The sequence below is a fragment of the Lacinutrix sp. Bg11-31 genome (assembly GCF_002831665.1).
In the GTDB taxonomy this organism is placed as follows: domain Bacteria; phylum Bacteroidota; class Bacteroidia; order Flavobacteriales; family Flavobacteriaceae; genus Lacinutrix.
Map to the genome: position 1 here is coordinate 448,031 of NZ_CP025118.1, position 24,177 is coordinate 472,207.

Consider the following 24,177-nt stretch of genomic DNA (forward strand, 5'->3'; position numbering starts at 1 on the left):
GGTTTATAAGGTTTTTTATAATTTAACTCCTATAAATCTTATCATAAAGTTCTTGGTAGATTTCTGTAATTACTTTTCGTTTCATTTTCATAGTAGGCGTAAGGTGTCCTCCATCTATAGACCAAACATCTGGTGTGAGCTCGAAACGTTTAACTTGTTCCCATTTACCAAAGTTTTGGTTGTACGTAGTAATATCTTTTTGAATACGATCTATTACTAATTGAGATGCTGAAATTTCGGTTTGAGATGTGCCAATCTTGTAATTTTTATCATTAATCCAGCCTCTTATATATTCAAAATTAGGTTGGATAATAGCTGCTGGCATTTTTTCACCTTCACCAACGACCATGATTTGTTCTATAAAAAGCGATTGTTTCATGTCATTTTCTAAAAGTGGTGGAATTACATATTTTCCGCCAGAGGTTTTAAACATTTCTTTTTTACGACCAGTAATTTTAATGAAACCGTCTGAATCTATTTCTCCTTTGTCTCCTGTATGGAAGTAATCACCAGTCATAACTTCTGCTGTTTTTACAGGGTCTTTAAAATAACCTAGCATTACGTTTGGTCCTTTAACTAATAACTCGCCATCTTCAGCAATTTTAACTTCTACATTTTTTATTGGTTTACCTACACTACCTACTCTAAAATGTTGGTTGGCATACATCTCTACTGAGATAACTGGTGAAGTCTCTGTAAGTCCATAACCTTGCATCACTTGCATTCCAGCTGCAGAAAACACTCTTGTTAATCTAGTTTGTAAAGCTGCGCTGCCAGAAACCATTGTATGTAGTTCGCCACCAAGTGCTTCGCGCCATTTGCTGAAAATTAATTTGTTCGCAATTTTTAATTGAAATTCGTACCAAGCTCCATTTGCACCATATGGTTCCCATTGTTCACCTAAACGAACTGCCCAATGAAAAAGTGCTTTTTTTATACCTGATAAATCTTCGGCTTTAGCCATGATTTTGTCGTAAACTTTCTCTAATAATCGTGGTACAACACTCATTAGGTTTGGTTTAATTTCTTTGGCATTTTCTCCAATTTTATCAATACCTTCTGCAAAGTAAATAGTTGCTCCCGCATATTGATAAAGGTAGATTAGTACACGTTCGAAAACATGACAAATAGGTAAAAAACTTAATACTCTATTTTCTACATTGTCCATAAACGGCAAACGATCTGAAGCGTCTAACGCATTACTTGTTATGTTATTATGAGAAAGCATTACTCCTTTTGGTTTTCCTGTTGTACCAGAGGTGTAAATAATTGTTGCTAAGTCTGAAGGTAAGACCGCATCTTTTCTTGCTTGTACTTCATGTTGTGTACTTTCATCTTTACCTAGCTCGAATAATTCTGAATAATGTTTACAACCTTCTATATGATTAAAAGAGTACACTTCTTTTACTTTTGTATTTGCTTGTACTTTGCGTACTTTTTTTAATACATCTATGTCTGATACAAAGCAATAAATAGCTTCGCTATGGTTTAATACATATTCATAATCCTCGGCACTAATAGTTGGATAAATAGGAATGGTTTGCGCACCAGTTTGTAATACACCAATATCCATAATATTCCATTCGGTTCTATTAGTTGTGGAGATAAGTGCAATTTTATCATCTTTTTTAATTCCTATTTTTAATAAAGCTCGACTAACAGCATTGGCTTTGTCTATATACTCTTGGGTAGACATTGGTGTCCATTTTCCATCATATTTAGTTACTAAAGCGGCTTCTAGATTATATTTTTCTAGTTGATAATAAGGAAAATCGAAGAGGCGAGTTATTTCAGTCATACTTTTAATTGGAAGTTAGTAAGACTTGCAAAGTAAGGATTTTTAATTCTATTTCAAAGATGAAAAAAAAGGAGCTGTTAAAAACAGCTCCTCTGCTAATTGATTGATAGCAAGAATCTATGCTTTATATATAAGCTTATTTAATAACTAACTATTTTTAAATGAATCCCTTAACTTTCATTTAATTAAATAAATTTTACATAAATTCTAGGTAAATATAATTAGTTTAAATTAAACAAGGATGTAAAAAATCGTAATATCTACTATTTTAAGTATTTTTTTATTAATTCGCTCTCATTTTTAAAGTAAGACTTAGGAGATTCGTTCATGAAGTACTTAAATTCTTTAGAAAAGTGTGAAATATCGTGAAAGTTATACATTTCTACTAAATCTTTAAATTTCAATTGCCTTTGCTCGTACATCTTCATTAATCTGCTAAACCTATATAGTCTAGCATATTTTTTTGGAGTTAAACCAACCATTTCTTTAAACTTGGTTTCTAATGTTTTTTGAGAAACTGGTATTTCTTCTAAAAGATCATTAATTGAAATTTGTCCATCTTTTTTGTTGATAATAGCAATCGCTTTATCAACGTTTCTTGTATGGTTGTTTATTGTAAGTGGAAGTTTTTTTATATCAGATTCTAAGGCGTTAAGTGCTTCTTCTCCTTTTAGTTTTCTTAAAAAAAATGAATTTATTGTATTAAAAAGAGGCTTAGAAACCTCTTCTAATGGAATATGTTTATCATTAATTTGCGAAACATTTAATTGTGTAAGTTTATATAAAGTTGTTGGATGAAACATAATACCAGCGCATTCGCTCTCTATGTCTACATTTAAAGTATACGATTTTGTGGTCTGTCCAGAAATAATAAGACCAGTACCATTATATGTTTTATTGGCAACAGTTAATTTGTGTAATCCTTTGTATGTATAAGCCATAGAGTGCTTTCCAAGAGGGAGCACTTTGTTTTGAAGTGGTAAAACTGATTTAGAGATTTTTAATTCAAAAAATTCATGTATGAGATTTGATGAATTCTTACTTTTATAAGCATTGTAAATCATATTTGTTGGTTGTAATTTATCAATTAGATAGCATTACAAAAATATATATAATCTTACTTACGATATTACAGAATCTCTTTTTTAACGTTTAGTAGTTTCAATCCATTTTCTAGCATTCACAAAAGCTTCTAACCAAGGTGATACTTCGTCTTTTCTGTTTTCCGGATAGTTTGCCCAATTCCATTGAAAAGTAGAACGTTCAATATGTGGCATCGTTACTAGGTGTCTTCCAGTTGTATCACAAAGCATTGCTGTGTTAAAGTCTGATCCATTTGGGTTATTTGGATACCCTTCATAACCATATTTAGCAACAATATTATATTGATTCTCTTCTTTTGGTAAGTTAAATTTACCTTCGCCATGAGAAATCCAAACACCTAAAGTAGTGCCTTCTAAAGTAGATAGCATTATAGAGTTATTTTTTTGAATAGCTACAGAAGTAAACGAGCTTTCATGTTTTTTAGATTCATTATGAATCATTTTTCCATGTACATCGTGTTCTGGATTAATAAGATCAAGTTCCATAAATAATTGGCAACCGTTACAAATACCAATAGATAAAGTGTCTTCACGATTAAAGAAATCGTTAATTACTTTATTTGCTTTCTCGTTGTACTTTATAGCTCCAGCCCAACCTTTTGCCGAACCTAAAACATCAGAATTAGAGAAACCTCCAACTGCACCTAAAAACTGAATATCTTCAAGTGTTTCACGACCAGATATTAAATCTGTCATGTGTACATCTTTAACATCAAAACCTGCTAAGTACATAGCATTAGCCATTTCACGCTCAGAGTTTGAACCTTTTTCACGAAGAATAGCAGCTTTAGGTCGTTTTCCGTCATTGCGAGGAGTTTGCGACGTGGCAATCTCTTTATTATGATGAGATTGCTTCACTGCGTTCGCAATAACGTCCTCTAATTTTCCTGTAAAATGCTTAGGGAATATATATTTTAATGGCTGATTTTTATAATTGTTATAACGTGCTTCAGCTAAATTATTTGCAGTTTGCTTTTGGTCTAATAAGAAAGATGTTTTATACCAAACATCACGTAAACGTGATACTGTCATAGTGAAAACTTCAGTGTTATTAATAACGCTTAGCGTGTCGCTTTCTGTTACTTTTCCTATGTTGAAAAAATCTATGTTAGCATCTGCTAATACTTTTTCTATTGAAGCATCTTTAGATTGAAAAACAATACCTGCATTTTCTGCAAACAATACTTTAAATGCATCTTTTTCGTTGATTGCTGTAATATCTAATTCAGCACCCAAATTGTTATCTGCAAAACATAATTCTAAAAGAGTAGTAATTAAACCACCTGAAGCAACATCATGTCCTGCAACAATTTGTTCTTCTTTTATTAATTTCTGAATGGTGTTAAATACCGTTTTTACATAATCTGCACTTTTAACATTTGGTGTAGTATTTCCTATTTTATTATTGATTTGCGCAAAAGAACTCCCTCCTAATTCATAAGAATCTTGAGAAATATTAATATAATAAATGTCTCCTTTTCCTTGTTTGAAAACAGGCTCAACAACTTTAGAAATAGCGTTACAATTACCAGCAGCCGAAATAATTACTGTTCCAGGAGAAATAACCTCTTCGTTAGGGTATTTCTGCTTCATAGAAAGTGAATCTTTTCCAGTTGGCACATTAATACCTAAATCTATAGCATATTCTGAAATTGCTTTTACAGCTTCGTATAAACGCGCGTCTTCACCTTCATTTTTACAAGGCCACATCCAATTTGCAGATAGCGATACACTTTGTAGCCCCTCTTTTAAAGGTGCCCAAATAATATTTGTTAAAGCCTCTGTAATACTATTTCTACTTCCAGCGACAGGATTTATTAGTCCTGAAATAGGAGAGTGGCCAATTGATGTTGCAATACCTTCTTTACCTTTATAATCTAGAGCCATAACTCCAACATTATTTAATGGTATTTGTAGTGGTCCAACGCATTGTTGTTTTGCTACTTTTCCTCCAACACAACGGTCTACTTTGTTTGTTAACCAATCTTTACAAGCCACAGCTTCTAACTGTAATACTTGGTCTAAATAGTTATAAAAGTTATCTGTATTGTATGATATTCCACCATAGTTTCTATCTACAGTAATGTCGTTCATTATGGTTTTAGGAGAGCTGCCAAACATATCTTCTAAAGCTAAATCCATTGGTTTATCACCTTTGGTTTTAGATTCGAAAGTAAAACGGTGGTTTCCTGTAACTTCACCAACAGTATATATTGGAGAACGTTCGCGTTCTGCAATTTTATTTAAAGTATCTAAATGTTCTTCGGCAATTACTAATCCCATACGTTCTTGAGATTCGTTACCAATTATTTCTTTTGCAGACAACGTTGGATCTCCAACAGGTAGTTTATCTAAATCGATTTTTCCACCAGTATCTTCTACTAATTCACTTAAACAATTTAAGTGTCCTCCAGCACCATGATCGTGAATAGAAACAATAAAATTTTCTTCGCTTTCTACCATACCACGAACTGCATTTGCAGCACGTTTTTGCATTTCTGGATTAGAACGTTGTACAGCGTTTAGTTCAATTCCAGAGCTAAAAGCTCCAGTGTCTGCACTAGAAACAGCTGCTCCTCCCATTCCAATTCTGTAGTTTTCACCACCAAGAATTACAATTTTGTCGCCAGTTTTTGGAGTGTCTTTTAATGCTTGATCTGCTTTACCATAACCAATACCACCAGCTTGCATAATTACTTTATCGAAACCAATTTTTCTAGCATCTTGTTCGTGTTCGAAAGTTAATACCGAACCACAAATTAATGGTTGTCCAAATTTGTTTCCAAAGTCTGATGCACCATTACTAGCTTTTATTAAAATATCTACAGGAGTTTGGTATAACCAATCTCTAGCTTCCATTTTTTGTTCCCAAGGTCTATTTTCTTCTAAACGAGAATAAGAGGTCATGTAAACAGCAGTTCCTGCTAAAGGTAAAGAACCTTTTCCACCTGCAAGTCTATCTCTAATTTCTCCACCAGCTCCAGTTGCAGCTCCATTAAAAGGTTCTACTGTTGTTGGGAAATTGTGCGTTTCTGCTTTTATAGAAATTACAGATTCGTAGTCTAATGTTGTGTAATAATCTGGTTTATCTGCTGTTTTAGGAGCAAATTGTTCCACTTTTGGGCCTTTAATAAAAGCCACGTTATCTTTATAAGCCGAAACAATATCATTAGGATGTTGTTTTGCTGTTTCTTTTATTAATTTAAAAAGAGACGTTGGTTTTTCTTCACCATCGATAATAAAAGTACCATTGAATATTTTATGACGACAATGTTCACTATTAACTTGAGAAAAACCAAAGACTTCAGAATCTGTTAATGATCGTCCTATTTTTTTTGAAACACCTTCTAGGTATTCAATTTCTTCATCGTTTAAAGCTAAGCCTTCTTGTTTGTTATATGCTGAGATATCCTCGATATTAAGAATTGGTTCAGGTTTAACATCTATAGTGAAAGAGTATTGATTTATGCTTTTGTATTGCTCAGAAATCATAGGATCGAAATCCTTGAAATCCTGCTTACAACTTTCAAATTCTTCAATTCTAATAACACCTTCTATTCCCATATTTTGGGTAATTTCTACAGCATTGGTACTCCAAGGTGTTATCATGGCTGCACGCGGACCAATAAAAAAAGCGTCTATAGACGCTGCATTTATTTTTGGTTGGTCGCCAAATAACCATATCAATTTTGAGATGGTTATAGTTGATAATTCTTTTGTTGCTTGAACAGCATATAGTTTACTGTTTTGGTTTCCGAAGAAATGAATCATTTTATAGTTGTTTGAGTTGTTTTTAAAAACACAAATTTAGGTTTTTTAGTTAGATTTTTTTACTAAAAATGACACTTAATTTTATAGTTATTCACGTGGTTATTAACCAAAAAAAAAGCAATTCGTTTAGAATCGCTTTTTTTATATATTTTATTAAAGATTAGTCTTTCACTAATTTCTTAGAAATGCTTCCGTTAGGAGTTTCTAATTTGAGGATATAAACGCCTTTGTTTAATCTTGATACACTTACTTGTTTGTTAGCAGGAGTAACGTTTCCTTCTAAAATTTTCTTACCTAATATAGAGTAGATTTCAAAACGAGTGTTTTCTTCTACTTCAATATTTAAAAGGTTTCCTTTAACAGGATTTGGATATATTTTAATTGTATTTAACGTAAAGTCTTCAATACTTAATGCAGAATAACACGTCCATGATAAATCATCAATTCTAACTCTGTTTGAGGCAGATTGGTTCTCTAAAACAACTGATACGTTTCCTGTTAAATTTATATTAGAAATAGTAGTAGTTGTACTAGTTGTATTATCGCCAGTATAAGGAATAGAACCAACAGAAGCGCCATTTACTTTAACATCAAAAGTTCCTGCAGATCCTCCAAAAGTTAATTGTGTTGTTACTGTAAGTTCACCAATACCTCCACTAATTGAAGGTGATGTTAAAGTTCCGTTTCTAATGCATATTGATCTTGTGTTTAATACTTGATCTGTTCTTGCGTCTGTTGCAGTCCAACCATTTGCAATACCATCTACTCCTGTCCAAGTTCTTGTGGCATAAGATCCTGCATTAACTGGTATGTTTTCGAAATCTTCATTTGTACAATTTGTTCCTGTTGCTCCTCCAGCAAGTGTTGTTGCAGTATCAGAAGCACTTAGGTTAGAGGTGTTGCCAGCAGCATCCTTTGCTAAAATAGTAAAGATATAAGTTGTTTCTGGGCTTAAACCTGTTACAGTAAACGTAGTTGTATTAGAGCTTGTGTTTACATAAAAAACACCGTCAACATAAATATCGTAACTTGTTACAGCAGTATCATCTGTTGAGGCTGTCCAAGTTAAATCGACAGTACTTGCAGTTGGATTAGAAGCCACTAAATTTGTTGGTGTTGTTGGGTCTTGAGTATCTGGATTTGGATTCCAAATTAAATCTGCATATTCAGGATGGTCTACAAAAGGATTTGCGTTTCCTTGAAAATTAAATGCTGCATTATTTCTGTCTATTTCTCTTTGATCTACAGGATCTACGTTATTATGCCAATCTAATAATGTATCGATTGCCCAAGGAAAAAATACTTGATCGTTACTACCATTAAACATATCGAAACTTGTGTAGCCATTTATCGTGTTTTCGTAACGAGTGGCAAAGTATAATAAAGCTCTAGCAATATCTCCTTTAAACTCATCGATAGGTTCAAAAACAACACCACTATATCCTGCTGCAGAACTTGTTCCTCTTTTAGAGCCATTAAGTGAAGTTAAATTTACAGAGCCTACATTTCCAAAAGGGAAACTTCCTCTGTAATTGTTCACTCTACAATCTGTTGGTATTACATGATGTATATCACTTTGCATTGGCAAAGCACTATTAAAAGAAGATTGAGGAACTAAATGTTCTCTATTATAGCAATCTCCTTCAGCATTTTGATTTCCACCTTCGTCTACATTATGCGTAAAGTTGTATGGATCTGTACCTAATGGGTTTTCAGAATACATATCTAAAACTGTTCCGTCGTTTTCGTATACGTTTCCAGATGAAACATTAACATCGGAATGTGTATCTACATAGCCTTGAGAGCCACTTACTCCAGAGCCATCGTATAATTGATCGTAAGTTCTAGCAGTATGCCCATTGGCTGTAATGTCTCTTAATTCTGTTTTTAAGGTAAAACCTATTAAGCCATTTGCACTGTTGTAATAACCAGAAGGAATTTGCGCTATAGCAACAAATGTTGTTAGTAAAAAAGTTAATGTAAGGTAAAAGTGTTTCATGATAACTAATTTTTAATTTTAAGACTTCTTTTCTAATAATGCCATATAGAATCCGTCGAAACCAGATTCGTGAGATAATATTACTTTGTCTTTAACAAAGGTAAAATCTTTTCCGTTTTCCGATGTTAAAAATTTGTCAACTTGTTCATTGTTTTCAGATGGCAAAATAGAGCACGTAGCATATACTAACTTTCCTCCAGGTTTAACCATTCTAGAATACGAGTTTAAAATTTCTAATTGTGTCTTTTTAATTCTCTCAATAAATTCTGGTTGCATATTCCATTTTGCACCAGGATTTCTACGTAAAACTCCTAAACCAGAGCAAGGAGCATCTATTAAAACGCGATCTGCTTTATCGTATAATTTTTTAATTGGTTTGGTAGAATCAATCACTCGCATTTCTATATTGTGAGCTCCAGCACGTTTAGCACGACGCTTTAATTCTTTTAATTTATTGTCATAAATATCCATTGCAATTATTTGGCCTTTGTTTTCCATTAAGGCAGCAAGATGCAATGTTTTTCCACCAGCACCTGCGCAAGTATCCACAACTTTCATTCCACCTTTTACATCAAGAAATTCTGCAACTAATTGAGAAGATGCATCTTGAACTTCAAACCATCCGTTTTTAAAAGCTTCTGTAGTAAAAACGTTTCCACGTTCTGCAAGTTTTAAAGCATCTGGATAACCTTTTAATTCTTCGGTTTCAACGTCTAAATCAAATAATGCAGTTTTTAATTTTTCTTTAGTAGTTTTAAGAGTGTTTACTCTTAAAATAACATCAGCTTGTTGGTTAAGTGCGGTAGCTTCTTTGCTCCATACTTTTTCGCCTAATTCAGATACAATTAATTCATCCATCCAATCTGGAAAAGACTCTTTTATTTTTCTGATTTTAGACAACTCATCAAAACGGCCTTTAATTTTTCTAGTTGGTGTACCTTCAAAATAAGTCCAATCTGGTAATTTTATACCTTTTAATGTCGCCCAAACAGCAAATAAACGCCAAATATCGTCACGCGAAAAAGGCTCTTTTACATCTGCAATTTCAGCATATAAACGTTTCCAACGTACAATATCGTAAGTTGTCTCGGCAACAAAACCACGATCTCTACTTCCCCAACGTTTATCTCGTTTTAAAAGTTGTTGTACTACTTTATCTGCATACTTGCCTTCGTTAAAGATTAATAATAATCCATCAACAGTAGCAAAACATAAATTTCTGTGTAATCTCATTTTCAATATTTAATCGAATTAAAAATCAAGTTATTTTGATGGCTAATCCAGCTTGCAAAGGTACGTTAAAAGTTTAATAGTTGAAGCGTTTAACTAAAGTGTTATCTTTTCAAAAAAAAATATTTTTACGCAAGTTTTTAATTAGTATTGCATCTAAATACTATTAGTATAATTTTTAATTCTATTTTTTGACAGAAACCGAATTCATAAAACAATTAATAAATAAAAGCCAACTAGCTTATAGTATTCTTTTGGACGATTTTCAACAAAAGGTATTTGCTACTTGTATTTCGTTTGTGCCTAATACTGAAGATGCGGAGGATATTGCACAAGAGGTTTTTGTAGAAGTGTTTAATTCTATACATAAGTTTAAAGGTGATTCTAAATTATCCACTTGGATTTATAGAATAACAACTAATAAATGTTTAGAGTTTATAAGAAAGAAAAATACAAAAAAACGTTTTGCTTTTTTGCAGTCTATTACAGGAAACGCAATACCAATGGACAAGACGGCATATTTTACAGAGATGAATCATCCCGGAGTTGTACTGGAAAATAAAGAAACAAGTGAAACTTTATTTTATGCAATTAACCAATTGCCCGAAGCACAGCGTGTTGTTTTTACGCTTAATAAAATAGATGGCAAGAGTTATAAAGAGATAAGTGAAATTACAAATAAAAGCTTGCCTTCTATAGAATCTTTAATGTTTAGGTCTAAAAAAAGTCTGCAAAAATTGTTAGAAAACTTTTATAAAAATAACAATTAGCGCAAGTTTTTTATAAAACTCGCATCTAATACAATATAGTAATGAATACAAATATGAATATAAAAGATAACGTTAAAAAGACTTTAGAAGTCTTTGATACAGTAGAGGTTGTAGAAACGCCTCCTTTTTTTAAGGACAAAACTATGCAGCTTTTATTTGCCGAAAAAGAGAAAACAGTATCTGTATCTATTTGGAGTTGGTTTACACCACAGTTACAATTAGCAACTTTAGCTTGTATTATTTTTGTTAATGTTTATGCCGTAAAACAAATAAATAGTTCTAAATACGAAGCGTCGATAACAAGTTTTGCTTCAGATTATGGAATTACAGCAGATCAAGAATCTTCTATTTTAAATTAATGATTAAAGAAGTACATTAAAAATATTGCCGCAAATAAAAATGATTAATAAAATACATGCGATTATAAAAAAGTAATAAAAAAGACACATGAAAAAGAATAGCGTTTTATATATTCTCCTTTTAGTATTATTAATAATGAATGGTTTTTTCTTATATAACTATTTAGGAAGACCAGAACATAAAAGACCAAAAGAAAATGGTGAATTTATTGTAAAAGCATTAGGGTTAAATGAGACACAATTAAAGCAATTTAGGAGTGTAGAAAAAAATCATCACGACAGTATGAAAAATATTGGTGATAATGTTAAGGTTTATAAAGATGAATTGTTTCAAAAAATTTCAGCTTCAGAAGTTAATCAAGGTGAAATAGATAGCTTAATAAGATTAATTTCGGAAAAAGAAATTTTAAAAGAAAAAGCTATTTTTAATAGGCTTCGAGGTATTTATAATTTGTGTAATGCAGAACAAAAACAACGTTTTAGTAATATTATAAAAAAAGCACGTAGACCTGATGGACCTGGAGCAGAAGGTCCAAGAGGAGGAAGACCGAGCAGACCAGAATAGCTATTGTTTACAGTAATATTTTAAAAGACCTTTATTTTATATAAAGGTCTTTTTTTTGTGCTTTATTTAACAAAAACATGCACAAGTTATTTATTTAGGTAGCATCTAAAAGTACATAACAAATAAAATTTAGATTATGAAAAGTAACACATTTAAAACAGCAGTATTAGTTTTTGGATTAACACTATTAGTCGCTAATAGTTCTTTTGGTCAATCGCAAGACAGGCAAGAGAAAACGCCTCCAACATTTAGTAAACTACTAAAAGAAATGGATAAAAATGAAGATGGGAAGCTTGCAAAGGCTGAACTTAAAGGTCCGTTAAAAGAAGATTTCTCTAAAATAGATACAGACGAAGATGGTTTTATTTCTGAAAAAGAATTTAAAAAAGCACCAAAGCCAAAAAGAAAAGAAAGAAAGTAAAAAATACTAATTAGCAGTTAAGTAAACCAAAAATAAACAGAATGAAAAGATTAAAAAGAAACCTAAACCTATTTATAGTAGCAGTAACATTTGGAGCCACTATATTAACATTTAACGCCTGTGCTAGCGATGAAGATATTGCGACTGTAGTTGCAGAAGAGGAAGCGGCAGAAGAAGCAGACGATAGCGATTTTGTAGCAACAGATTGGACAGCAGAAACACATAGTAAAGATGCAGATCCTAATTTTGATGAAGTTTTTGAAGACAATGCTGTTAAAAGACTTGACATTGTAATAACAGAAACACGTTGGCAAAGTATGCTGGACGATATGACTAGTTTGTATGGAACGTTTGGTTCTGTGTCAGGAGGCCCAGGAGGAGGTCCAGGAGGTCCAGGTGAAACAGTATTAGATGAAGAAAATCCAATTTTTGTACCTGGAGAAGTATTTTATAATGGTAAAGAATGGTATAGAGTTGGCGTTCGTTTTAAAGGGAATTCAAGTTTAAAAACAAGTTGGGAAAGTGGTATTTTAAAGCTGTCGTTTAAATTGGATTTCGATGAGTTTGAAGATGATTATCCACAAATTGATAACCAACGTTTCTATGGCTTTAAAAAGCTAAGTCTTAAAAATAATTTTAACGATAAATCTATGCTTCGTGAAAAAGTAGCGACAGATGTTTTTAGAAATGCTGGTTTAGTATCTTCTCATGCCGCATTTTATACCGTTTATGTAGATCATGGAAATGGACCTGAATATTTTGGGTTATATACTTTAGTTGAAGAAGTGGATGATACTGTTTTAGATGAACAGTTCTTGGACGATAATGGTAATTTATATAAGCCAGATGGAGATGCAGCAAGTTTTGCCGCTGGAACTTATAATGAATCTGAATATGTAAAGAAAACAAACGAAGATGAAGATGATTTTTCTGATGTAGAAAGTTTATTATCAATTTTACACGACGATACAAGAACTACGGATCCTGTAGCTTGGAGAACAAATCTTGATGCTGTTTTAGATACAGATGTATTTTTGAAATATTTAGCAGTGAATACGGTTATTCAAAATTGGGATACTTATGGTAGAATGACACATAATTACTTTTTATATAATAATCCAGATACGAGTAAATTAACTTGGATTCCTTGGGATAATAACGAGGCACTTGAAAATGGAAATATGGAAGGTTCTTTACCGTTAGATTTTTCAGGATTAAATGCTAGCGAATGGCCATTAATTGGTTATTTATATCAAGATTCTGTATATAAATCTCAATACGATACCTATGTTCAAGAAGTTGCTGATGGTGCGTTTAATGTAAGCACAATGCAGTCTACTTATTCTACTTATGCATCATTAGTACAGCCGTACGCAATTTCGGAAATTGAAGGTTATACATTTTTAAATAATAGCTCAGATTTTCAAAGCGCAGTAAACGAACTTAATACTCATGTTTCAGCAAGAGCAAGTGCCGTAAGTGATTATTTAAATTAAATTAAATTATTTTTATTAAAATTTTGGTTGGTAGTAAAAGGCTCTATAATGTAAAAATTATGGAGTTTTTTTTATAAAAAAAGTAATTATGTGTCATTTTAAAGTAATGTAAAGAATGAAGATATTCAGAAAACTTAGAAGAACTTTAATAGCTTCAGGTAAAACTAAAAGCTACTTAATTTATGCTTTTGGCGAAATCGTTTTAATTGTTATCGGTATTTTAATTGCCTGGAAAATTAATAGCCTAAACGAAATAAGAAAAAATAAAATTGTAGAACAAAAAATCTATCAAAGTTTAAACGAAGAGTTAGATTCTAATTTAAAAATTCTGGATTCTTCAATATACAGATATTCAGAAAATGTAAAAACCATTAGTAACACAATAAGAAATGTTGGTTTGCAGCCAGAAGAGATAACAACTCAATTAAAAAAGGATATTGTTTTACTTAACTATAAGCTAACTCAGTTACATGATGGTGCAATAAACTCTATAAATAGCACAAATAATTTTGAATTTATAGAAAGTGCAGTACTAAAACATTTAATAGCGTCTTACCCAAACGAGTTAGATAACTTTAATAGTCAAGAAGCTAAAATTGAAAACATTATTACTAACCGTTTAAAACCAGAAATAGAATTGCATGTTTCTTTATTAGATATTGTTTCTAATCGAGACATCGGCTTTAAAACAGCAAACTCTTTTTCGACACAATCTAATTATATTAACCTATTAAATAGCAGAGGCTATCAAAATGCCTTAGTCGATAGGTTAATACAAACAGAAATGCAATTAGCAAATAGTATTAGTTTAAGAGATAAAACAAAAACTATAGCATCTAAATTAAATGTAGAATTAGGTATTTAGAAAATGTAATAGTCTAGCGCAAGTTATTTTTAAATTACACATCTAAATATTAAATGAAAACTAAAATGAAGAACAATAAATTAACATTTACAATTTTTACATTACTATTAACTATAGGCTTATACGCACAAGGACCTCCAGGAGGAGGAGGTGGTAGAGGTGGAAAAGGTGGTGGGCAAAGAGGTGGACAACCGGATGCTTCAGAAATTTTATCAAAATTAGATACTAACAATGACGAGGTTATCGATAAAGATGAAGCTTCAAAAGATACAAGAGGAAAGATTGCTGAAGATTTTGACGAGATAGATAGTAATGAAGATTCATTTATTGATCTTCAAGAATTAAAAGATTCTTTAAACAATAGATCAGGAAAAAAGAAACCTAAAAAAGTATCTGCCGAGAAAATAATAAAAGAAGTTGATGATAATGGAGACGGCTTATTAAACGAATTAGAAGTTGCTGTAAAAAGAAAGCGAGAATTAACTAAGAATTTTCAAGAAATCGATACTAATAGTGATAACGAACTAGACCTAGAGGAATTAAAGGTGTTTTATGCTAAAGACGATAAACCAAAACGTAAAAAAAGAGATTAATTTTTTTAAAGAACTATTTAAAATGAAAAATAAATTTTCAACAATTATTTTAGTAGCCGTTTTGTTTGGTTGTAATAGCCATAAAAATACTAGCATACATACTCATGATGAAGAGTATCATAGCCATGATGATGAAGCTTCAAATAAAGTGAGTAACTATTTTGCAGCTTATAGTTTAAAAGACGAAAGTTATGATACAAAAACAGAAGTTACTATTTCAGGTAACGAACGTATTATGATTACAAATTCGTTACCAAATCATGAAACGGGAGCGTTTCCAAATCAAGGCAACCCTAATACTATTTCTGCTCAAAATCTAACATATACTTTTCCTTTAAATCCTAAATATACAGGAAATGCACAATGGATGAGAGAACCAGGAGTTGCCTTAAACGGTGTGAAATTTGAACCAGGAACAGCAGAGGTTGTAGAATGCGAAACAGGAGAGAATTATAGAGTAGAGGCTATACAAAATGTAATAGATTTAGGATTAGATTTTAATCATGCACACGTGCAGCCAACAGGAGCATACCATTATCACGGTTCTCCAACGTCTATAATTAGTAAATTTGATACTGGTGAAGATTTAGTACATATAGGTTTTGCTCACGATGGATTTCCAATGTATTATTCTAAAAGTGGAAAATATAAGCCAAGTTATAAATTGCTAAATGGTAATAGGGATGGAGAAGATTGTACGTATACAGCACGTAAAACTATAGATATTTCTGTTGGAGGACATCATGATGGAACTTATGGCTCGGATTACGAATATGTTGATAGTTCTGGAGATTTAGATGAATGTAATGGTATTACAATTGATGGGAAATACATATATTTAGTAACAGAAGAGTTTCCTTATATAAGTCGTTGTGTAATGGGTGAAGTATCACAACAAGAGCAACAAGGAAGTGCTCAAGGCGGAAGAGGAGAAAGACCAAATACAGCAGAACTTATTAAGCAAATGGATGTTAATAAAGATGGGAAACTATCTAAAACAGAAGCAAAAGGACCATTAAAACAAGACTTTTCTAAAATAGATACTAATAGCGATGGTTTTATTTCTAAAGAAGAATTAGAAAAAGGAGCAAATGGTAATAGCAAAAGACCACAAGGCGGAAGAGCTCCAAGATAATTTTTTTTAAAATAAAATAAAGCGCAAGTTTTATTTCTAAGTAGCATCTAAATAGAAAACAAACAAAATAATATACCCTTTTTTATGAAAAACTTTTTTAAAATCACATTGTTTTTTGCTTTAATAGCTATCTCTATAGCTTGTACTAGCGACGACAGTAACTCAGATTCAGACGGTAGTACTGCTACTACTGCAAATACATTACATGAAGCATTTGCGGATTTTGATGCAAACAACTTAGATATCGTACTTAGTGGTGATAATGTTGTTATTCAATCTAATGGTATGCCAAATCATACCTCTCCATATTGGTCTAACACAACATCAAGAACAATAACAGGTCCTATGGGTAATACAATGACTACGGTTTCAAGTTCAAATCATGTAAATTGGGTAGAGCCAACAGTTACAAGTCACGATCAAATGGCTCCTGGAAATATAGACGATTTTAATGGTTCTTACAGCCTAACAGTATCTGCAAATCCACAATTAGCATCAAGTTCAAGTACAACAGGACTAGGTCCAATTGGTATTGCAGTATCTGGAGCAATGATTTATAATGACGAAGAAGGACCAAATATTCCTTTAGACAATGCCGTTGGATCTTTAGATTATACAGCAGCTCACACAGGACCACAAAGTTACCATTACCATTTAGAAACTAAGGCTTGGTCTGAAGACGATGATGCGTTAATAGGTATAATTGCAGATGGTTTCTTTCTTTACGGAAGAAAATGTAACTCTACAGGAGCATATGCTACAGGTTTAGATGTTTCAGGTGGACATACAAGTACTACGCAGCATACAACAACAGCAGAGTATCACTATCATATTCAAAACGAATTATATTTAAATTCATATTATATTTTATTCCCAGGTGATTATCAAGGAACTCCAAGTAACATTCAGTAAGCTATTTTTAGCATTAAGCATTGTCTTATTTTTTTCTTGTAAACACAAGGAAAAGGATAATAATGCCATAAATAATACTGAGAATAATAGTGTTTTAATAGAAGTATTAAAACCTGAATTAATTTCCAAACCCAACATTGGGCTCATTTATTATAACAATGAGCCCTTTTCTGGGATTTCTGTTTTAAATTATCCTAACGGAATTAAGGCTGAAGAAATTTTTTATGTTGAAGGTAAAAGACAAGGAAGTTATAAAAAATGGTATCAAGATGAAACCTTAAGTTTTGAATCTTACTACAACAACGGATTGCAACATGGAACAACAAAAAGCTGGTGGAAAGACGGTAGAATTCGATCTGAAGCAAATCACCTAAACGGAAAAGTTAATGGCGTTCAAAAACAGTGGTATAAAGAAGGCATGTTGTTTAAAGAAATAAATATTGTAAACGGAAAAGAAGAAGGTTTACAACGCGCTTGGCGTAGAAATGGAAAATTGTATAATAATTATGAGGCAAAAAACGGACGAATTTTTGGCTTAAAAAGAGCAGGATTGTGTTATGAACTGGAAGAAGAAGTTGTACAAACAAAAAAGTTATAGTTTACTGTTTTTAGTTTTCTTATTAATTTTTGCTTGTAACAATAAAACAGAAAAAACAAGTAGAGTAGCAAGTTTGCCATTCTATAAAGACGCTACATTTACGCCATATTGGTTAGATGCAGGTAGTGATGAAGCAAAAGAGTTTCATAAAATACCAGATTATTCACTAACTAATCAAGAAGGAGTAACAGTAACATCAGAAACGTTTAAAGATAAAATTTATGTAGCAGATTTTTTCTTTACAACCTGTCCAGGAATTTGCCCGAAAATGACAGCTAACATGTCTATTTTACAAGAAGAATTTAAAGATGATGATGAGATTCTATTATTATCACACTCAGTAACTCCAAAAATAGATTCTGTTGCAGCTTTAAAAGATTATGCAATTGCTAAAAATGTAAATAGTAGTAAATGGCATTTAGTAACAGGAGAGCGTAAAACAATTTACGATTTAGGAAGACAAGCTTATTTTGTAGAAGAAGATTTAGGAGAGCCAAAAACAGAAGACGACTTCCTACATACCGAAAACTTTGTGCTTATAGATAAAAACAAACATATTCGTGGTATTTATAATGGGCTCAATAAAACTTCTGTACAACAACTTATAGCAGATATAAAGACTTTGAAAAAAGATAACTAACTATTTTTTGAATTTACTTCCCTAAGCTTCACGATTATGTCGTGGAGCTTTTTTACTTTTATAGAAATTAAGAAAATCAAAAGAATAAATGAAAAAGCTTTTAATTACCTTAGGTATTGCAGTATCATTATTTTCATGTAAAAAAGATGAAGCAAAAAAAGAAGTTGTTTTTACTCCAAGAAATATTAGCGAAGTAGAGATAGGTGTATTGCTTAAAGATTCTACTTTAAATGTGAGAGCTATAGAAAAGGTTAAAGGTTATGAGGGATTGTTTTTCTTGACTTCTACAGGTAAGGGAGGAATGATAGGAGAAGACGAAATTGTTTTTCCAATTGAAATAGATAATGATAATGAAAAATTAAATTTTAGAGCTTTTGCCAGTACTAATGAGGCTGGTTTTGCTCTATCTGTAGCAAGTCCTGCTTATTTATATAAAATAGGAGAAAACGAAACTTCAATTGTCTATCAAGAAGACCATGAAAAAGCATTTTACGACGCTATGGCTTTCTGGAACGATAAAGAAGGTATTGCTATTGGTGATCCAACAGATAGTTGTTTAAGTATTATTATAACTAGAGATGGTGGAAACACATGGAATAAGCTGTCTTGCGATACGTTACCAGAAGCAATAAAAGATGAAGCAGCCTTTGCAGCAAGTGATACTAATATTGCAATTGTAGGAGACGAAACATGGGTAGCAACAGGAGGAGGAGCAAGCCGTATAATGTATTCTCCAGATAAAGGTGAAACTTGGGAGGTTTTTAATACTCCAATTGTACAAGGTAATGGACCACAAGGTATGTATAGTTTAGATTTTTACGATAATAAAAACGGATTTGCAATAGGAGGAGATTATACAAAGCCAGCAGACAGTTCTGCAAATAAAATAAGAACTGCAGATGGTGGTAAAACGTGGCAATTAGTTGCACAAAACCAAAACCCTGGATATAGAAGTTGTGTACAGTATATTCCAGGAAGAGAGGCTAAAGAATTAGTTGCCATTGGTTTTAAAGGTATAGACTATTCTAACGATGCTGGAGATTCTTGGAAACATTTAAGCGACGAAGGTTTTTATACACTTCGTTTTGTAAACGACAGTGTTGCTTACGCAGCAGGAAGCAAGAGGATTGCTAAATTGATTTTTAGGTAAGTATAAAACATAAAAAAAGCGGCCAATGGTTGCTTTTTTTATAATTATCTTTTATTTTTTTCTCCTTTACGCCTGTTTTTAAACTCTTTAATCATTTTATATCTAAATGAACGTTCAGCATTTATTAGTTTAAGTATTTTTTTTGCAGACAATACGCCTTTAAGTTTACTGATGTAATCAATTTGAAGGTTGCCTTTAATTTCTTCTAATTTAGATGTTTTTTCTAGTAATTCTTTAGGCTCCTTTTCAGTGAATTTAGATTCTGCAGCTGTTTCGTTTAAATCATCTAAACAATCTTTTCCAGAATTAGAACATTTAAAAGGCAAAGAACAAATAGACGCTTTATTTTTTAAATATATTTCTAATAATTTGACATTAAAAGAAAGGTTATTAAGCTTTAAAATTAATTTATATTAAAGAAGGTTTAAACGATGGACATTCACATCAAAACAATTTCATTTTTATATTTAAAGGTAGTAGCTATAATGCTGTAAGAAATACAATAATGTTTAATCTTTATCATAATCAAAAGAATTACCATAACATTATATTAAAAGGAGATCATCCTGAATACATAACGACTAAAGAAACTGACTCATTTATAATTAATGAGACACAAAATAATTTAAGAAATATTCTACTAAGCATTCTTGTATTGCTGTCTTTTTGTGTTTTAATAGCACTGTATTGGTTTAAGTTTAAAAAAACAATAAGTTTAACGCAAGTTTTTTTGAAATTCCGCATCTAAAATCTAATAACATTAAATTTTATAAAATGAAACAACTAATTACTCTAATATTATTTTTACTCGTTTTTGTTAAAACGCATGCTCAAGATTTGTATGATATTAATACAATTCAAACTATAGAAATAGTTTTTGCAGAAAGTAATTGGGATGCTTTGTTAGATGCAGAAAAAGCTGCAGATAATAATTATACAGAAGCAACCTCAGTAAGTATTAATGGAACTATTTACAACCAAGTAGGTGTAAAATATAAAGGAAATAGCTCTTATAATGCTAACCAAACAAAAAACCCATTTCATATAGAATTAGACACTTATGTCGACCAAGATCATCAAGGTTATAAAGATATAAAATTAGCGAATGTAATGTTCGATCCCTCTTTTGTTCGAGAAACTGTAGCTTATAATATTGTAAACCAATATATGGATGCTCCTCAAGCAAATTATGCAAATGTGTATGTAAACGGAATTTTAATAGGTTTATATACTAATACAGAAGCTATAACCAAAACCTTTGTAAACAAGCATTTTAACTCTAACGATAATGCTTTTTTTAGCTGTAGTCCTCCAGATGGAGCAGGACCACAATCTACTAATTTTCCTAATTTAGCTTATTTAGGAACTAATAGTTTTAGTTATGATGATGCTTATGAGATTAAGTCTGATGATGAAACTGATGCGACAATTGCTGTAGCACATTGGGATAATTTAATAGAATTAACTAATGCTTTAGAGAGTGATATTACAAATATTGAAGCGGTTTTAGATGTAGATATGGCTATTTGGATGCTAGCTTTCGATAATGTCATGGTTAATTTAGATAGTTACATTGGGCAATTTAAGCAAAACTACTATTTATATAAAGACGATAATGGTCGTTTTAAATCTATAGTTTGGGATTTAAATATGTCTTTTGGAACATTTGGTCAAACTGGAGCAAGTGGAGGAGGACCTGGAGGAGGTGGAGGAGGAAATGGAAGTTTAAACTCTACTACAGATAAAGCACAGCTAGATCATTTATTACATGATACAGATGCTAATTTTCCTTTACTATCTAAGCTTTTAGCAGTACCTACATATAAGAAGAAATATTTAGCACACTATAAAACTATTTTAACAGAGAATATCAGTAACTCTAGCTACTTAACATTAGCAAACGATTACCAAGCACTTATTACAACAGCTGTAACAGCAGATACAAATAAGTTTTATACTGACGCTCAATTTACGGGTAATATAAACACAGATTATAGTTTAGGAATGAATACTGCTTCGGGACTTACAAACTTAATGTCTGCTAGAAGTACATATTTATTATCACAAATAGATTTTACAAATACGCAACCTAATATAACAGGAACTGTATCATCTACTACAACTCCAACAATAGGAGATACAGTAACAATAACAAGTACAGTTATAGATACTAACACAGACGCAGTGTATTTCGGTTATAGAACAGATGAAACATTGCCATTCACTAGAATATTAATGTATGATGATGGAAATCACAATGATAGTGGATCTGGAGACGACATTTATGGTGTAGATGTTATTGTAGATACTGACTATATGCAATATTATATTTATGCAGAAAATAATAATATTGGTGCGTTTTCACCAGCTAGAGCAGAGTACGAGTTTTATACAATTAATGCTACTTACACTACATTAACTGTAGGAGATTTAGTTATTAACGAAATTATGGCTGATAATGGAACAACTATAGCAGATCAAGATGGAGAGTTCGACGATTGGATAGAGCTTTATAATAACTCATCTCAAACGCTTAGTTTAGATAATTTATACTTATCAGATGATTCTACAGATCCGTTAGTATGGGAATTCCCTACAGGAACTACAATTGCACCAGATAGTTATTTAATTGTTTGGTGTGATAAAGATGAGGAACAAGTAGGTTTACATGCCGATTTAAAATTTTCTTCTGGAGGAGAAGAGGCTGTCTTATCTTATGCAGATGGTACTGTTATTGAAAGCATAACTTTTGGAGCGCAAACAGAAGATATGGGTTATGCAAGAATACCTAACGGAATTGGGAATTTTGTAATTCAAGCACCAACATATAATGGTAATAACGAATCGTTATCGGTTGATGATTTTAATTTACATAATTATTTAAAAGTTTTTCCAAATCCAACAAATGGGTTGTTAACTATTAAGAATTCGAATGTTTCAATTAATACAGTAGCTGTTTATAATACTATTGGTCAGTTATTATATAAAAACAATTACTCAAATAGTAATCAAATAGAGTTAGACTTTTCTACGTACTCAAAAGGTATTTATATGGTTAATATTAATAACACAACAACTTTAAAAATTGTAAGAGATTAAATAAATTAATATTTTTATTTTGAAAAGCTCCACGATTATGTCGTGGAGCTTTTTTTATTTTTATAGAAATTAAGAAAATCAAAAGAACAAATGAAAAAGCTTTTAATTACCTTAGGTATTGCAGTATCATTATTTTCATGTAAAAAATAGGAAGCAAAAAAAGAAACTATTTTTATTCCTAGAGATATTAGCGAAATAGAAATAAGTGTGTTACTTAAAGATTCTACCTTAAAGGTTAGAGCTATAGAAATACTTAAAGATTATGAGTGATTATTTTTCTTGACTTCTACCGGAAAAGGAGGAATGATAGGAGAAGACGAAATTGTTTTTCCAATTGAGATAGATAGTGAGAATTAAATCTCAGAGCTTTTGCTACTACTAATGAAGCGGGTTTTGCTTTATCTGTAGAAAGTCCAGCATGTTTATATAAAATAGGAGAAAACTAAACGTCAATAGTTTACCAAGAAGACCACGAAAAAGCATTCTATGATGCTATGGGTTTCTGGAACGATAAAGAAGGTGTTGCCATTGGTAATCCAACAGATGGTTGTTTAAGTGTTATTGTAACTAGAGATGGTGGAAACACATGGAGTAAATTGTCATGTGATGTGTTACCAGAAGCAATAAAAGACGAAGCAGCCTTTGCTGCAAGCGATACTAATATTGCAATTGTAGGCGACGAAACTTGGGTAGCAACAGGAGGAGGAGCAAGCCGCATAATGTATTCTCCCGATAAAGGTGAAACTTGGGAGGTTTTTAATACTCCAATTGTACAAGGTAATGGACCACAAGGGATGTATAGTTTAGATTTTTACGATAATAAAAACGGATTTGCAATAGGAGGAGATTATACAAAGCCAGCAGACAGTTCTGCTAATAAAATAAGAACTGCAGATGGTGGTAAAACGTGGCAATTAGTTGCACAAAACCAAAACCCTGGATATAGAAGTTGTGTACAGTATATTCCTGGTAGCGCGGCAAAAGAATTAGTTGCCATTGGTTTTAAGGGTATAGATTATTCTAACAATGCAGGAGAATCATGGAAACATATAAGCGACGAAGGTTTTTATACACTTTGTTTTGTAAACGACAGTGTTGCTTACGCAGCAGGAAGCAAGAGGATTGCTAAATTGATTTTTAGGTAAGTATAAAACATAAAAAAAGCGGCCAATGGTTGCTTTTTTTATAATTATCTTTTATTTTTTTCTCCTTTATGCCTGTTTTTAAACTCTTTAATCATTTTATATCTAAATGAACGTTCAGCATTTATTAGTTTAAGTATTTTTTTTGCAGGCAATACGTCTTTAAGTTTACTGATGTAATCAATCTGAAGGTTGCATTTATTTTCTTCTAATTTAGATATTTTTTCTAGTAATTCTTTAGACTCCTTTTCAGTGAATTTAGATTCTGCTGCTGTTTGGTTTAAATCGTATAAACAATCTTTTACTTTATTATCTCTAAGTCTATAACGTGCCTCTTCATTAGCATTATAAATTGGCCAAAAAGCTTGAGCTTCTTTAGTTGTTAGGTCTAATTGTTCTGTAATATGTGCTACTTTTAAAGCTTTTATTTTTTCTTTATTAGGTTTTTGTGCATGTATGCTTACCGATAGAAGCAAAGAAAAAACTGGGATGAGTATTGTTTTTATTGTTTTTATTGTTTTCATTTTTTGT

At 31.7% G+C, this 24,177-nt stretch carries 21 protein-coding genes; 14 read left to right on the top strand and 7 right to left on the bottom strand.

Going from position 1 to position 24,177, the window contains the following annotated elements; translation table 11 throughout:
• Positions 1-22: 22 nt before the first annotated feature.
• The 5 genes from CW733_RS02035 to CW733_RS02055 form a co-directional block, all read right to left on the bottom strand.
• On the bottom strand, positions 23-1,798 hold the full coding sequence (locus tag CW733_RS02035) for a long-chain fatty acid--CoA ligase (RefSeq protein WP_100995221.1): 1,776 nt from the start codon (positions 1,796-1,798) through the stop codon (positions 23-25).
• A 263-nt stretch (positions 1,799-2,061) separates the two neighbouring features.
• Positions 2,062-2,862 (bottom strand): helix-turn-helix transcriptional regulator, encoded by an 801-nt coding sequence (locus CW733_RS02040; protein WP_100995223.1) that lies wholly within the window; start codon positions 2,860-2,862, stop codon positions 2,062-2,064.
• 81 nt (positions 2,863-2,943) lie between these two features.
• Positions 2,944-6,672 carry a phosphoribosylformylglycinamidine synthase gene (gene purL / locus CW733_RS02045; protein ID WP_100995225.1) on the bottom strand — a complete coding sequence of 1,243 codons (3,729 nt, stop codon included), beginning with the start codon at positions 6,670-6,672 and terminating at the stop codon, positions 2,944-2,946.
• Positions 6,673-6,832: 160 nt separating this feature from the next.
• The gene (locus tag CW733_RS02050) at positions 6,833-8,671 is read right to left on the bottom strand and encodes an endonuclease (RefSeq protein ID WP_100995227.1); all 1,839 of its coding nucleotides are present in this window, start codon (positions 8,669-8,671) and stop codon (positions 6,833-6,835) included.
• Between the two features lie 18 nt (positions 8,672-8,689).
• Positions 8,690-9,904, bottom strand: coding sequence for an RsmB/NOP family class I SAM-dependent RNA methyltransferase (locus CW733_RS02055; RefSeq protein WP_100995229.1), 1,215 nt, complete (start codon positions 9,902-9,904; stop codon positions 8,690-8,692).
• A 188-nt stretch (positions 9,905-10,092) separates the two neighbouring features.
• On the opposite strand from CW733_RS02055, the gene CW733_RS02060 reads away from it, so the two are divergent.
• From CW733_RS02060 to CW733_RS02115, 12 genes are all read left to right on the top strand, one after another.
• The gene (locus tag CW733_RS02060; protein ID WP_100995231.1) at positions 10,093-10,671 is read left to right on the top strand and encodes an RNA polymerase sigma factor; all 579 of its coding nucleotides are present in this window, start codon (positions 10,093-10,095) and stop codon (positions 10,669-10,671) included.
• 53 nt (positions 10,672-10,724) lie between these two features.
• Positions 10,725-11,030, top strand: coding sequence for a hypothetical protein (locus CW733_RS02065; protein WP_157811519.1), 306 nt, complete (start codon positions 10,725-10,727; stop codon positions 11,028-11,030).
• 88 nt (positions 11,031-11,118) lie between these two features.
• Positions 11,119-11,595, top strand: a complete 477-nt coding sequence (locus CW733_RS02070; RefSeq protein ID WP_157811520.1) for a Spy/CpxP family protein refolding chaperone — start codon at positions 11,119-11,121, stop codon at positions 11,593-11,595.
• A 136-nt stretch (positions 11,596-11,731) separates the two neighbouring features.
• Positions 11,732-12,016 carry an EF-hand domain-containing protein gene (locus CW733_RS02075; protein ID WP_100995237.1) on the top strand — a complete coding sequence of 95 codons (285 nt, stop codon included), beginning with the start codon at positions 11,732-11,734 and terminating at the stop codon, positions 12,014-12,016.
• A 41-nt stretch (positions 12,017-12,057) separates the two neighbouring features.
• Positions 12,058-13,512 carry a CotH kinase family protein gene (locus tag CW733_RS02080; protein WP_100995239.1) on the top strand — a complete coding sequence of 485 codons (1,455 nt, stop codon included), beginning with the start codon at positions 12,058-12,060 and terminating at the stop codon, positions 13,510-13,512.
• Positions 13,513-13,627: 115 nt separating this feature from the next.
• Positions 13,628-14,377 carry a hypothetical protein gene (locus CW733_RS02085; RefSeq protein ID WP_100995241.1) on the top strand — a complete coding sequence of 250 codons (750 nt, stop codon included), beginning with the start codon at positions 13,628-13,630 and terminating at the stop codon, positions 14,375-14,377.
• A 65-nt stretch (positions 14,378-14,442) separates the two neighbouring features.
• A complete protein-coding gene (locus tag CW733_RS02090) occupies positions 14,443-14,970 on the top strand; it encodes an EF-hand domain-containing protein (RefSeq protein ID WP_157811521.1) in 528 nt (175 codons plus the stop codon).
• A 22-nt stretch (positions 14,971-14,992) separates the two neighbouring features.
• Complete coding sequence (locus CW733_RS02095; RefSeq protein ID WP_100998611.1) at positions 14,993-16,105, top strand: YHYH protein; 1,113 nt, start codon at positions 14,993-14,995, stop codon at positions 16,103-16,105.
• 84 nt (positions 16,106-16,189) lie between these two features.
• Positions 16,190-17,017 carry a YHYH protein gene (locus tag CW733_RS02100; RefSeq protein ID WP_100995244.1) on the top strand — a complete coding sequence of 276 codons (828 nt, stop codon included), beginning with the start codon at positions 16,190-16,192 and terminating at the stop codon, positions 17,015-17,017.
• The gene (locus CW733_RS02105; protein ID WP_232730385.1) at positions 16,983-17,615 is read left to right on the top strand and encodes a toxin-antitoxin system YwqK family antitoxin; all 633 of its coding nucleotides are present in this window, start codon (positions 16,983-16,985) and stop codon (positions 17,613-17,615) included. The genes CW733_RS02100 and CW733_RS02105 overlap by 35 nt, the downstream gene beginning before the upstream one ends.
• The gene (locus CW733_RS02110) at positions 17,575-18,255 is read left to right on the top strand and encodes an SCO family protein (protein WP_100995246.1); all 681 of its coding nucleotides are present in this window, start codon (positions 17,575-17,577) and stop codon (positions 18,253-18,255) included. The genes CW733_RS02105 and CW733_RS02110 overlap by 41 nt, the downstream gene beginning before the upstream one ends.
• A gap of 88 nt (positions 18,256-18,343) precedes the next feature.
• Positions 18,344-19,405 carry an oxidoreductase gene (locus tag CW733_RS02115; protein WP_100995247.1) on the top strand — a complete coding sequence of 354 codons (1,062 nt, stop codon included), beginning with the start codon at positions 18,344-18,346 and terminating at the stop codon, positions 19,403-19,405.
• A gap of 44 nt (positions 19,406-19,449) precedes the next feature.
• Here CW733_RS02115 and CW733_RS02120 read toward each other — a convergent pair whose 3' ends face one another.
• Positions 19,450-19,731 carry a hypothetical protein gene (locus CW733_RS02120; RefSeq protein ID WP_100995249.1) on the bottom strand — a complete coding sequence of 94 codons (282 nt, stop codon included), beginning with the start codon at positions 19,729-19,731 and terminating at the stop codon, positions 19,450-19,452.
• 448 nt (positions 19,732-20,179) lie between these two features.
• On the opposite strand from CW733_RS02120, the gene CW733_RS02125 reads away from it, so the two are divergent.
• On the top strand, positions 20,180-22,504 hold the full coding sequence (locus CW733_RS02125) for a CotH kinase family protein (protein WP_100995251.1): 2,325 nt from the start codon (positions 20,180-20,182) through the stop codon (positions 22,502-22,504).
• Positions 22,505-22,998: 494 nt separating this feature from the next.
• On the top strand, positions 22,999-23,649 hold the full coding sequence (locus tag CW733_RS02130) for a hypothetical protein (protein WP_100995252.1): 651 nt from the start codon (positions 22,999-23,001) through the stop codon (positions 23,647-23,649).
• A gap of 44 nt (positions 23,650-23,693) precedes the next feature.
• Here the strand turns inward: CW733_RS02130 and CW733_RS02135 are convergent, their stop codons facing one another.
• On the bottom strand, positions 23,694-24,170 hold the full coding sequence (locus CW733_RS02135; protein ID WP_100995255.1) for a sensor of ECF-type sigma factor: 477 nt from the start codon (positions 24,168-24,170) through the stop codon (positions 23,694-23,696).
• Positions 24,171-24,177 lie beyond the last annotated feature (7 nt).

Excerpts from the sequence above, each read along its gene's own strand:
- CW733_RS02035 (WP_100995221.1), bottom strand. The coding sequence starts at position 1,798 with ATGACTGAAATAACTCGCCTCTTCGATTTTCCTTATTATCAACTAGAA.
- CW733_RS02040 (WP_100995223.1), bottom strand. The coding sequence starts at position 2,862 with ATGATTTACAATGCTTATAAAAGTAAGAATTCATCAAATCTCATACAT.
- purL (WP_100995225.1), bottom strand. The coding sequence starts at position 6,672 with ATGATTCATTTCTTCGGAAACCAAAACAGTAAACTATATGCTGTTCAA.
- CW733_RS02050 (WP_100995227.1), bottom strand. The coding sequence starts at position 8,671 with ATGAAACACTTTTACCTTACATTAACTTTTTTACTAACAACATTTGTT.
- CW733_RS02055 (WP_100995229.1), bottom strand. The coding sequence starts at position 9,904 with ATGAGATTACACAGAAATTTATGTTTTGCTACTGTTGATGGATTATTA.
- CW733_RS02065 (WP_157811519.1), top strand. The coding sequence starts at position 10,725 with ATGAATATAAAAGATAACGTTAAAAAGACTTTAGAAGTCTTTGATACA.
- CW733_RS02070 (WP_157811520.1), top strand. The coding sequence starts at position 11,119 with ATGAAAAAGAATAGCGTTTTATATATTCTCCTTTTAGTATTATTAATA.
- CW733_RS02075 (WP_100995237.1), top strand. The coding sequence starts at position 11,732 with ATGAAAAGTAACACATTTAAAACAGCAGTATTAGTTTTTGGATTAACA.
- CW733_RS02080 (WP_100995239.1), top strand. The coding sequence starts at position 12,058 with ATGAAAAGATTAAAAAGAAACCTAAACCTATTTATAGTAGCAGTAACA.
- CW733_RS02085 (WP_100995241.1), top strand. The coding sequence starts at position 13,628 with ATGAAGATATTCAGAAAACTTAGAAGAACTTTAATAGCTTCAGGTAAA.
- CW733_RS02090 (WP_157811521.1), top strand. The coding sequence starts at position 14,443 with ATGAAGAACAATAAATTAACATTTACAATTTTTACATTACTATTAACT.
- CW733_RS02095 (WP_100998611.1), top strand. The coding sequence starts at position 14,993 with ATGAAAAATAAATTTTCAACAATTATTTTAGTAGCCGTTTTGTTTGGT.
- CW733_RS02100 (WP_100995244.1), top strand. The coding sequence starts at position 16,190 with ATGAAAAACTTTTTTAAAATCACATTGTTTTTTGCTTTAATAGCTATC.
- CW733_RS02110 (WP_100995246.1), top strand. The coding sequence starts at position 17,575 with ATGAACTGGAAGAAGAAGTTGTACAAACAAAAAAGTTATAGTTTACTG.
- CW733_RS02115 (WP_100995247.1), top strand. The coding sequence starts at position 18,344 with ATGAAAAAGCTTTTAATTACCTTAGGTATTGCAGTATCATTATTTTCA.
- CW733_RS02125 (WP_100995251.1), top strand. The coding sequence starts at position 20,180 with ATGAAACAACTAATTACTCTAATATTATTTTTACTCGTTTTTGTTAAA.
- CW733_RS02130 (WP_100995252.1), top strand. The coding sequence starts at position 22,999 with ATGGGTTTCTGGAACGATAAAGAAGGTGTTGCCATTGGTAATCCAACA.
- CW733_RS02135 (WP_100995255.1), bottom strand. The coding sequence starts at position 24,170 with ATGAAAACAATAAAAACAATAAAAACAATACTCATCCCAGTTTTTTCT.